This window comes from Bartonella tribocorum (genome assembly GCF_002778015.1).
Lineage (GTDB): Bacteria > Pseudomonadota > Alphaproteobacteria > Rhizobiales > Rhizobiaceae > Bartonella > Bartonella tribocorum_B.
Genome location: NZ_NJPP01000043.1, coordinates 1 through 10,734 on the forward strand (window position 1 = coordinate 1; position 10,734 = coordinate 10,734).

Below are 10,734 nucleotides of genomic sequence, written 5' to 3' on the forward strand. Positions count from 1 at the left end.
GGCATAACAATAACTATCTGTATTTGCCTGACAACCAAGATAAGTGTTTTTATAGGCTGTTGCCCCTACATTGGTCAACACATTCGCATGGATATCCGCATTTTCTCCTGCTTTTATAATGCTATAGTTATTCTCAATATTATCAGCGTTAATGATCAGATTACCGTGAGATTGTATCATCCCCTGAGCCGCCGATTTATGCGAAAACGTCTGCGTGACAGTCTCCTCTGTCATATGGGACCAATTATTGTTCGGCAAGAACCATCCTCCCCAGCGATCACCATTCCATTTATAGTGGTGTACAGAAAATTCCTTCTTTATAGACTTATGTTTCCAAGTAAAAGCCTTATAGACTGTTCCATCTTTCAATGTTGCCGTGCCATAGGTTTCTTCTTTGCTATTCCAAAGTGGAATATCTAAGTAAAGTTCTACGTGCCCTTTCCCTATTAGTTTATCGTCTTGATGTTCGTGCCCTTTTCCCCAAAGACCAATTTTCGCATCCTGATATAACATCCCATCACTGAGCTGATCAGCCCCTTCTGGTTTTTGGAATGAAATATCGCTATATTCCTTTTTTTCCGTGATGATGGGCGTGCTATCGGCTTCATTTTTTAGAGAGTTGGTTTGGATGTTTAAGTTTCCCCCTACCTGAATTAAACCCGCTTTATTAACAAGGGAAAGGCTTTTTCCGCTGCCCGCCGCATTGGTGAAAGATAAATCACCCTCTGCCATCACAACACCAGCATCATTCAACAAAGCCCCATCAACTTTGAGAGCACCATTGCCCTTCACATAAATTAAACCCGTTTTGCTGTTGGTCACATTCCCTGTTACGCTGAAGGCTAAATTCTGACCCGCTGCCAATTGACCACTATTGTGCAAATTCCCTGTTTTGATGACAAAATCTCGTGCCGCTAAAACCAACGTTGTCTCATCAACCAGAACACCTGGTGCTATAAAAAGAATATCTCCAGTTCCCCCCCGATCTGTCACAGCTTGCAACCGTGCATGATGAATATCAAGGACATTGGTACTGTTAAAATCCAAACCGCCATAAGTCAATTCGCTCCCCGAGACATCAATATGATCCCCCTTTAAATACAGCGTTTGCGGCGTGTAAATATGAGAACGATTATTGCTTAAATCCAGTCTCGGTGCTGTCAACCTCACATCCCCCATAACAGACAGCACATTCTCAACACTAATCCCTCCTGATACCGATGTTAATGTTGCACTGCCATATCCGATAACCTGATCATAATAAATGTCGTTGCCAGCAAAAAGGTCAATATTTTCACCACTGATAATATGTCCAACCTTTATCCCCCCTTGTGCTGTGATCGAAAGGGAACCTTTATCATAAAAAACAAGAGCACCTGTAGGATTCGAAGGGCTCACCTGAGAGCGAACAAAATCTAACCCTGTCATCAGTGTGCCTGCATCAAGGCTGCCACCCTTTAAAACAGCATCTCCACCTGCCATCAGCGAAGAAAAGTCAACCGCCCCACCCTCAATATCTACGCTGCCATAAGCAAGCAGTTGTCCAAAATGAACTCCAGCACCAGGTTGGGTATGAATGGCAACATTATCATGAGAGAGGATTGTTTGAAAAACCGAAACCCCGTTATGAGAAACCAGGGTGATATCTCCCGCTCCATAAATGCTTTCTGCTGCTATCGCACCTTGACTGCTCTGGAGATCAACACCCCCTTGGTTGCCCAAAATCAAGCTGCCTACTGTCCCCGTTGCTGCCATATCAACCCCACCAGCTAAAAGATCCGCCCTGATATCACCACCAGCATGTGCTTTTAAATGGCCCCCAGACAAAACAGTGCCAGCAATGGTCAGATCACCGCCCGTTTCAAACGCCATATCAGCCCCTGACCCTAGCCCTGAGACTTTGATGGCATGGCGCGAAGACAGCTTCATATCGCCCCCAGAGGTTGCTTGCCCTGCAATCGATAAAAGCCCTTCTTGTGCCTCTATTTTCAAATGACCATCCGCCCCAACAGTTTCTAACGTTACATCTTTTTTTGCCGCAATATCAACATGCCTTTTGGAAGTGATGCGTTTTGCCAAGACGCTCTGGCTTTTCGATTTAAGAGAAACACCCCCATGACCAAAGATACTCTGTAGGGAGATTTTTCCATCCGCAGAAAGATGTAACTGTCCCGCATTGGCCGCCATATCATGGCGCATACGAACCCCAACACCTTTTTCTGTCGCAACAAGTTTAATCTGATCTGCCTGGAGAGCTCCCAAAGCAGAACCATCTATCGCATATTCTGATTTACCAGTAATATCGGTGAGCTCTTTCATCTCACGAGAAGTATAATCATAACTGCCCGTTCCAGCAAAAACACCAATATCCTTCCCCGCAACAGGACCTTCAAAATGCACTGTGCGAGAAACAATATCAACGATATCAACCGCCCCTTTTCCTGAGAAAAAATTAGCACCCTTTGCACCAAAAGTGATATCCCCACCTCGCACCTTAAAACCTTTCAGAAAACCAGAAGCATCAATTTCTGGAACACCGGTGGTTAAGGTCGCATGAGGCGTATTGATAAACCCACAACCATCACAACTGATCCCATTGGGATTGGCGATAATCACATCGGCTAGGCGCCCAAAAACCTCTCCTGGACCATTCAAGGCACTGCGCTTGCTGCTGGTCACTTCATTTAAAATAACCTTCGCTGAACCCGTAACACGCAAATGCGGATTGCCCGGCATAATGCCCCCCAATTGCGATTGCCCCACTTCTTGCGCGTGATTGTTCCAAATAACACCTCCATTGCCAATATTAAAATCATCATATTTATTGTGCGATAAACCGCGGCTGTTGGGGGTAACAATATCAATGGAAGGAACCCCATTGGGCGCTGCCACAATATCTGGACGATGGCCTGCACCTGCGTTCGCATCAACAGCAATTTGCGCCTGTAACCCTGAAGGTGCTAACAAACAAGAAAAACCAAGCCCCCCAAATAAAATCTTCTTGAGCATCGTACTAGAAACTAAAATGCTTAATAACTTTGCTCTTTCTTCTCTCTTCTCATGTCTCATGTTTTAACTCCCCGTCTTTATCCTTAAAGTTCCATTGCTAATGTCATTAAAAATGTTCCTGACTTTTTGTGCTTAACTGTGCTCCAGAAAATACTGGAATAACGTGCATCAAGAGAAACCATCCCCCCTGCAAGCTTGATGCCTGCTGTCCAACCAGCAAGCTGTTCATTCGTAAATCCATACAAAGGTTGCGAAAAAACACGACCATAATCCAAACCAACATAAGGGCGAAGTTCACCAAAAACCTTTTTAAACGTCGCGTGGTTGCTCCACGGAATGGTGCGCAGCAACAATTCATTACGGATAAAAAAACCGTTATTGCCAAAAATTAAACCCTCACGCGTTCCACGCACATTGGAAGCGCTCCCCAATGAAATCTGTTCCGCAGCCAATAAATTATGCGGTGAATATTGACCACTCAAAAGATTGCTCAACAGAAAATTCCACTCTCCAACCTTAAAGGGCGTCATAACACTGAGTGTGCCGGTAAATTTTGCAAATTGAGGCTCCCCATCCCCCGCTCCTGGAGCATGTTTCTTTACTGAATGAAAAAGGGGAAGTCCTTGCAAATAATTCACATCAAAGGTCCATGTTCCCCCGAACATCTGACGCGAATGCGAAATGCCAAAATTGGCGACACTATATTGACGACTGCCAACCTCTATCTTATTGCCAAGAAGGTAGTTGTTGGTTCTTTTATAAGAAAGCCCCACATTCAAAGTTGTCAAGGAAACACTATCGCGGTGAAGAACCCTGCTTGCACCGGCATGTAATTCACTGGAATTGCCCGTCGTCTCAATATCGGTAAAATTGCCATGGATAATGCTTTGGTAATTATAAACAGTGCCATTTAAACAAAAAGTCCAATAACCATAGGGAATGCTCACACTTGCAGAAATATTATTGCTATGTCCTTCTTGCTTACTCCCACCCCAATAATCTGTTTGACTGCGTTGATAGCTAAAATCCCACGCATCATTCATACCTAAAATATTTTCTAGCTGTAAGCCTGCACTATAACGCGCATAACCCGTAGAGGATTGCCCTAAATTATCATGGGAAACACGAACCTTGAAAGCTTTACTAGGCTGATTGTTAATATTGACAATGGTGCTCCCCTCTTCACGCCCTGGAAGAAGTTCGCTTTGAGCATGCCCTGAAAAAAGCCTGTTGATTTGATCAAGACCCTGCTCAATATCACGCATATTCAGAATATGCCCTTCCAAACCCGGAAAAGCACTCCAAACAACATTATTATGAGAAAAAGCTGGCAAACCATTGTAATAAATATCCGAAAGCTTGCCCTCAACAACAACAAATTTAAGCACCTTGCTGCTTTTTATATCCTGGTCTGGGATATAAAAACGCGCCGTTACATAGCCTTGATCCAAATAGATTTTGGTTAACTGCTTGATTAAGAGCTGGATATCGACAAGACCGATACATCTTCCAACATAGGGATTTGTTACAGCGACTACAGAGCTCTTCTTGATATGATAAACCCCATCGACAACTATATCATGAATTGGAAAGCAGTACCCTCTCCCCAAAGATTCTCTCTGTTTTCCTTCAGAAGGCCTTGTCATGCCTTGAGGTGTTAAGGCCCGTAAATTCTCAATTCTTTCTAATTGCTGTTTTTCTGAATATCTACGAGAAAAATTATCTGTTGGAGAATGAAAAACAGCTGAGGTGCGCGCATAAACTGTTACGCCTCTCAACATGCCAAAAAACACTAAAATGGCAAGAAAAAACCTAAAAAAACTCTTCCAACGTAAAAAGATAAATAACAATACAGATTGCCCCGCTTTTATCACTCATGAAGCGTTATATCGCTTCATCAAACCTTGATAAGACAAATCAAAACAGCCACTATCCTATGCGCTTTTAACAAAAGAACATATCTCTGTAACCAAAGACAAAGTAACAAAACACCTTGATTATAACTGTGTGAAGAGCTTTCCCCCCATACTTATACTTTCAGAGCCTTAACAAAAATTGTCCGGAAAGTCAATGTGTAAGCCTCAATATCCCCAGTTTAACGCTACAATATACGCATCAATAATGAGAAATAAATTCACACGCCAGCTCCTCTAATCCGCTCAATATGAAATGCTAAACAAACGAAACATCGCGCTATCAAGCATATTCTTTCATAAAAAATCATCATAGAAAACAATCAGAAATCTCTTCTGAAAATCTTCCTCAACAATTACGCAAAACGCTTTGTTCAGGGCATTAAGCAACCCTTCTCCCAAAAATGATATAGGATCTAGAATGAACTGACAGCATTGACTGAAGTCTATTAAAAGGGATTTTTCTAATCTCTATAATTRTCAATCTCTCTTTAGATGTTTTCATAACAGTCTATAAATCGTAATTATCCTATATCCTATTTATCTTTTCTCTTATGAAAATGAAAAATGATGCCATGGCTATAAAGAACATAACAGCTATAGAGAATGCGTAAAAATATTAAGCTTAAATATATTACAAAACTGCTTTCAAATTAGGTAACCTATTCTTTCTTCTTCTCCAAAACAAAAATTAACAATATCACCTTCATATTTATCAACTAATTGTATAACATCATCTAAAGTGTAAGTTTTCATGAATCTTCGCCTGCGTACTCTTTAATTCTTTTGCAGAGAAATTCATAAAAATTACTTGCGTAATACTGGGGATCGTCAAGTGGAAACTTAAGATAGAGCGGGCACTCTCCATCCTGAAACTGTGTATAATCAAAGTAAAAACTTTCACCAAAATCAGTTGTGCAGACAACAAGCTGTTTGGGGTTCATAAAACCATCTCTTCTATCGAGTAAATTTCGGTAAACAATATCACCAGCAGGAATACCAGAACAGATTTCATAAATACTGAATATTTCTTCCCCTCCTATTTCTCCTCCTCCATAATTTTTTAAAAAACTCTTGTAGGAAAAGGTAAATTGTAAATCAAGAGTTCCCTCAGCTTTTTCAATCAATATATCATCAGGTGCATTATCTTTAGTCCCAAAATTAATAACATGGCTATGCATATCAATATATTGTGCAACATCTGATAAAGTATAATTTTTCATAAATTTTTCTCCATAAGTCATAGCGTGTTTTTACTAATAATGAATGTTTCTACTGATCAATATTTCTCTACTATAACCAATGGAATTGGGATTACATTGATAGAAGTGTAAGGGATATTTTCTTGATGGAGCTCTTTTTTCATCTGGGTCTATAAAATCATCTCGTATTTACAATATATGATGTAATTAAAAGGGATGATCATTAAAGCTTAGAGAGCACCTTTTAAGGACATTACTCCAATATTTGAAATAATTACTTTTTCTTTTTTCCTATTTAGAAATTTTTTTTGAAATCCAACAAATAACTTTTCTGATAAAATTTGTCTTTGGCTTCATATCAGCAACAAAACTTTTGCCTTGATAAAATGAGTAGAGAACCTCAGCGATAGGACTATCTTGTTCTTGTGTCATAGGATGTAACATAATAGGCCTACAATCGACTCCAATAGGAGCTCTTCCTGATGCCATTCTTTCCAAATTTGTACCTGTTACTATCTGTCCCTTTTCTTTCCAAGAAGAAACTGTTTCAGGCTCAAACAGTTCATCTTCCTGATAAACTTTTTGACCTTTAAATTCCACAGATTCAGCTGCCCCCATACTGTTTTTCTTTATCCATTTCATGATTCATAAGCCCCTCGGATTTTTTTCAAAATAATCAATGTATTCTTTGTTCTAAATCAGCTTAATAAACTCTCCTTCCAAGAGAGCGAGGTTATTCCTCACTAGAAAACTCTGAGTGATTGTCAAAATCCTTTGCACCCCGTTCAATCAAAGCGTAACTCACTTGCTTTGATTTTGCCACTTCTTTGGCTAAAGCTATTGCCCGTTCAAGGTGAGTTTCGTTGATGCTGTCGTCAAAGCCTAGATGATCTCCTGTTGCAAAACTTTGCTGATAAGAATGCAAGGTCTCAACATCACCCAACAAAGCAAGAGTGCCAAGATGAAGAAAAGCATAATCCGTATCATCTCCCTTATCCGTTGCACCCTTTTCCCAAGGAGCTATACCATAATCAGAGCGGAGCCTTTCAGAAAGATCAATAGCCGTTACTGACCATTCTAGCGCATCATCAAGCGCTTGTGTTAAACGATCCGCAGTGACTTCTGGTTCAAAGATTTCCAGTCCCTTAGCTTCAAAATTAAGTTGTATATCTGGGATATCTTCCGTGTGGGTAGGATTAATGAATTTGCAAGCTGAAGCCAAAATGCCCGTGCTAATCAAAAAGGCGCTATCAAATTGCGGACAATCTTTAGCAACTTCATCGTTATACAGAATATCTACTTCACGATCAGCCAATTGATAGCTTGCCATATAATCATCTTCATTGATTTTCTCAGTTGACCAACCTAAGCTTTTTAAAAGTTCATGAGCACTTTCCATGGTCAATGGAGCATCTTTATCATCTGTTTCAGCTGCCTCCTCTGTCGGCTCACCTGCAACAGTTTTGGAAGCATCAGATGCCGTTTGCGGATCCAAACTTAAAATCGGAGCGTTTTTGGGAAAACCCATTCGATAACATCTAGTAGACCAAAGAACTTCCTCAATAACATCTTTTGTGATTTCTTCTGCAAAGCCTAAGCGATTCTTTGCCTTAAAACTCTCCTTATAAAATTTGAGTTTTTCAACATCTCCAACCAGAATAAGGGCAACTAGGTGTCACCTCATAAGATCAAGATTACCGTCTGGAGACAAAGCAGCATAATCATAGATAATTTGATTGACATTTTGCTGCTCAGCCCACTCAAGTATATCTGTACAAATCTGCTTTAGCTTGCCTTCATCCAATTCAGCACTAGACACAGTATACACATCTTCTGATTTTTTTAGGGCTATATATTGAGGCATTTGGGAGAAAGTATACCTATAAGCAGTTGAAAAACCAAGCGTTGAGAATGAAGCCTTGAACGTGAGACTAGGTGCTTTTCCTCCCATGTCAAAACTGTATACTATGTTGATGAGACAGTCTTTTCCCATACAATAAGCATTACGTTCGTAGTTTTTATCCCGATAAACTGTCCAACCCATTGATTCTAGTTGCTCAGCGATTTTATTAAAAACAACTAAAAATTGAGAACCAAGCCGCTCATCTGTTACCTCTCGCTCTTTCAAAACCGTTAGATATCCTTCAGCAAATTCAACGGCATGGTTAACATATTTTTCTACGTCATTATCATCCAAATGTTCAGAAATCGTACCAGTTTCCAGAAAATTTTGATAAGATTTCAGCACATCAATTTTACCTGTTAACGCTAAACAAGCTAAATGCCAAGGAATATCTGGATAATAGCTATATTCTTGAAAAAGCGTTTTGTTTTCTACCGCCGTTTCTAAATCTTGAGCACGTGCCCACTGTATCACCCGCTCAGAAATTTTGATAAGCTCTTCTTCATTAATCATTTCTACACAAACATCAATACAATTATCAATGCCACTATAAATGCCTCTTCCAATCGTCTGAAAAGGCTTATAAATAGTTCTAAACGATCTGGGTTTATCTTCTCTATCATAGTGGATATAATTGCAGGCCAGAGAAATCGCTTCTGTAGATGTATCTGCCTCAATATGGACATTGTGCTTATCCTTAAGATATCCTAAGCCAAAATTAAGCACAACAAAGCGGTCAGGCAAAGCCAACCACATTTTTCCAGGATCCATGGCGAACCATCCTTGAGTTTTGAAAATACGGCTTGCCGCAGTGATGCTCATCAGCCTTTTTCTAGGTTTTTTACGCGCCAAAACATCATCCAATTCCCCGTTTTTATAGGCTTGCGCAAAAAGAAGAACACGATCATACCGCGTCGTTATTTGATAATCAGAAAATTCTGGTATATGTAATTGAGATGTAGATTTGTAACCTTTTAAACTCTCTATATCACCAAGCAAAGCCTTTGCAACAAGAGAGTGATCAGCGGCTTTCTCACGCAATTTTTGTTCAATATCCTGTGCTTGCGCCCAAGCGATAACCCTATTTAAAGATTCCTTAACATGGCTTTCTGAAAGATTTGAAGCTGTAACATCGAAATCCTCTTTCGCAGAAAACAGTGTATCTTCATATTTGTCTTCCGATTCTTCACCATCATCATATTCCCAACCAAGGCAATAAGCAGCAGTGGTAAGATCAGCTGATAATTGAAACTTTTCCCCATCCTCTCTATAATCTACAACATCATAACTAATGCCTACAATGCGATCGGGAAAATGATAATGCGCAAACATACTACCATCTTCAGCACGATAAGGTTCCCACCCAAGTCCTTTTAAAATTTCTGTTACATCTTTGGTTTTCATCATTATTCACCTTCATTCAAAAAGTCCTAGATAACGAAAAAGCTTAAAGCCAAGTTTCCCTAGTCCCTTATCCAATTGTTGCTGAATCCATTTTTCATTGGCTTTTTCCAATTGATCTTGACTTCCTTTAAAATTTTTAAAATTTTTTTGATATTTTTCTAAGAACTCTTTGTTCTCTTTAACAAATTCCGTAAATTTGCCTTTTGTGGGCTCTGCATTTCTTTTTTATATGCTTCTTTCAAAATCTTTTGTTGTTCACTTAATTTAGCATTCTTCCCCGTTTTTACTTCGCCAACAAACAGTTTACCATCTTTTATATAAACAATATCCGCACGAGACCTCACTGTACCTTTATCCGTCTTAGTTTTGAATACTATTTCTGTTTTGCATGTTCTACATCCTTCATCCTTTAATTCTTGTTTTTTTTCATCGCGCTTTTTATCATGATGCTTCCTGACTTGTGCTAGTATGTTACCCTTTCCATCATTATTGTTTTGTGGTTTTTTATTGTTTCCATTTTTTTCTTATTTTTACTTTCCTTTTGAGAATTTTTATTTTTTTCTTCTTATGATTTTTGATTTGTTTTTTCACTATCTTCTTCTGCATTTTTCGATGCAAACCAATAGGCAAGGAAATCAGCTATAGCGGTCCCATTTTTAGGAGACTGAACAATAGTTGCTCCACCAGCCATAAAAAGAGACAAAGCTGCCAACTCTTCTGGTGTAAGCGATACAATGAAAGCTGCAAATGCTGCTACCGCAGGAATAAAATTATTCTCCGCGGCATTACCTGCGGCATCAGCGCCGGCATCAACATTGCCACCAGCAAGGGCAGCAGCAAAGCCCCCCGCAGCACGCGCTATATCAATGGTGTGGGCTCTAAAGTCAGCAAACTGCGCATCAATTTTCACATTTATACGCGCTTATTCTAAAACGGTGTGAAATGGAACAAAGAACAGCAGAGTGGTTTCAAGCCCGTTTAGGTAAAGTCACTGCTTCAAACGTTTACAACGTACTCAGTAAAACAGTAAAGGGAACCCCTACAAGCAAATATGAAGACTATAAAATTAAGCTTATGACAGAGCGTTTAACAGGAGAAATAAGCCAATTTTATACAACACCTGCTATGCAATGGGGCATTGAACATGAAGAAGATGCCTTGAAAGAATATGCATTCATTTATGATACTGAAGTCTCTCAATGCGGTTTTATCCAACACCCCACAATCCAAATGGCGGGGGCTAGTCCTGATGGGTTTGTTGGTGATGACGGTTTAGTTGAAGTCAAATGCCCACAATCACCAA

General features: G+C 39.8%; 5 protein-coding genes and 3 pseudogenes. 1 reads left to right on the top strand and 7 read right to left on the bottom strand.

Annotation, left to right across the window (positions count from 1 at the left end; all coding sequences use genetic code 11):
- The 7 genes and pseudogenes from CEV08_RS08440 to CEV08_RS10300 form a co-directional block, all read right to left on the bottom strand.
- Positions 1–3,069 (bottom strand): filamentous hemagglutinin N-terminal domain-containing protein (locus tag CEV08_RS08440; RefSeq protein WP_143434469.1); only part of this gene is annotated, 3,069 nt, incomplete at its 3' end.
- A 23-nt stretch (positions 3,070–3,092) separates the two neighbouring features.
- A complete protein-coding gene (locus CEV08_RS08445) occupies positions 3,093–4,790 on the bottom strand; it encodes a ShlB/FhaC/HecB family hemolysin secretion/activation protein (protein ID WP_432417144.1) in 1,698 nt (565 codons plus the stop codon).
- An 801-nt stretch (positions 4,791–5,591) separates the two neighbouring features.
- A pseudogene (locus tag CEV08_RS10040) lies at positions 5,592–5,678 on the bottom strand (SMI1/KNR4 family protein); the annotation flags it as partial.
- The gene (locus tag CEV08_RS08450) at positions 5,675–6,145 is read right to left on the bottom strand and encodes an SMI1/KNR4 family protein (RefSeq protein ID WP_100131188.1); all 471 of its coding nucleotides are present in this window, start codon (positions 6,143–6,145) and stop codon (positions 5,675–5,677) included. The pseudogene CEV08_RS10040 and the gene CEV08_RS08450, both read right to left, overlap by 4 nt.
- A gap of 270 nt (positions 6,146–6,415) precedes the next feature.
- Entirely contained in the window at positions 6,416–6,766 is a 351-nt protein-coding gene (locus tag CEV08_RS08455; RefSeq protein WP_100131189.1) for an HNH/ENDO VII family nuclease, read from the bottom strand.
- 91 nt (positions 6,767–6,857) lie between these two features.
- Positions 6,858–9,431: pseudogene (locus tag CEV08_RS08460) on the bottom strand (DUF6990 domain-containing protein).
- Positions 9,432–10,194: 763 nt separating this feature from the next.
- Positions 10,195–10,353, bottom strand: a pseudogene (locus CEV08_RS10300) (VENN motif pre-toxin domain-containing protein); the annotation flags it as partial.
- 20 nt (positions 10,354–10,373) lie between these two features.
- On the opposite strand from CEV08_RS10300, the gene CEV08_RS08475 reads away from it, so the two are divergent.
- The coding region (locus CEV08_RS08475; protein WP_143434470.1) for a lambda exonuclease family protein at positions 10,374–10,734 on the top strand (361 nt) is incomplete at its 3' end.

Coding starts and splice junctions, on each gene's coding strand:
- CEV08_RS08445 (WP_432417144.1), bottom strand. CDS start 4,790: ATGTTGAGAGGCGTAACAGTTTATGCGCGCACCTCAGCTGTTTTTCAT.
- CEV08_RS08450 (WP_100131188.1), bottom strand. CDS start 6,145: ATGAAAAATTATACTTTATCAGATGTTGCACAATATATTGATATGCAT.
- CEV08_RS08455 (WP_100131189.1), bottom strand. CDS start 6,766: ATGAAATGGATAAAGAAAAACAGTATGGGGGCAGCTGAATCTGTGGAA.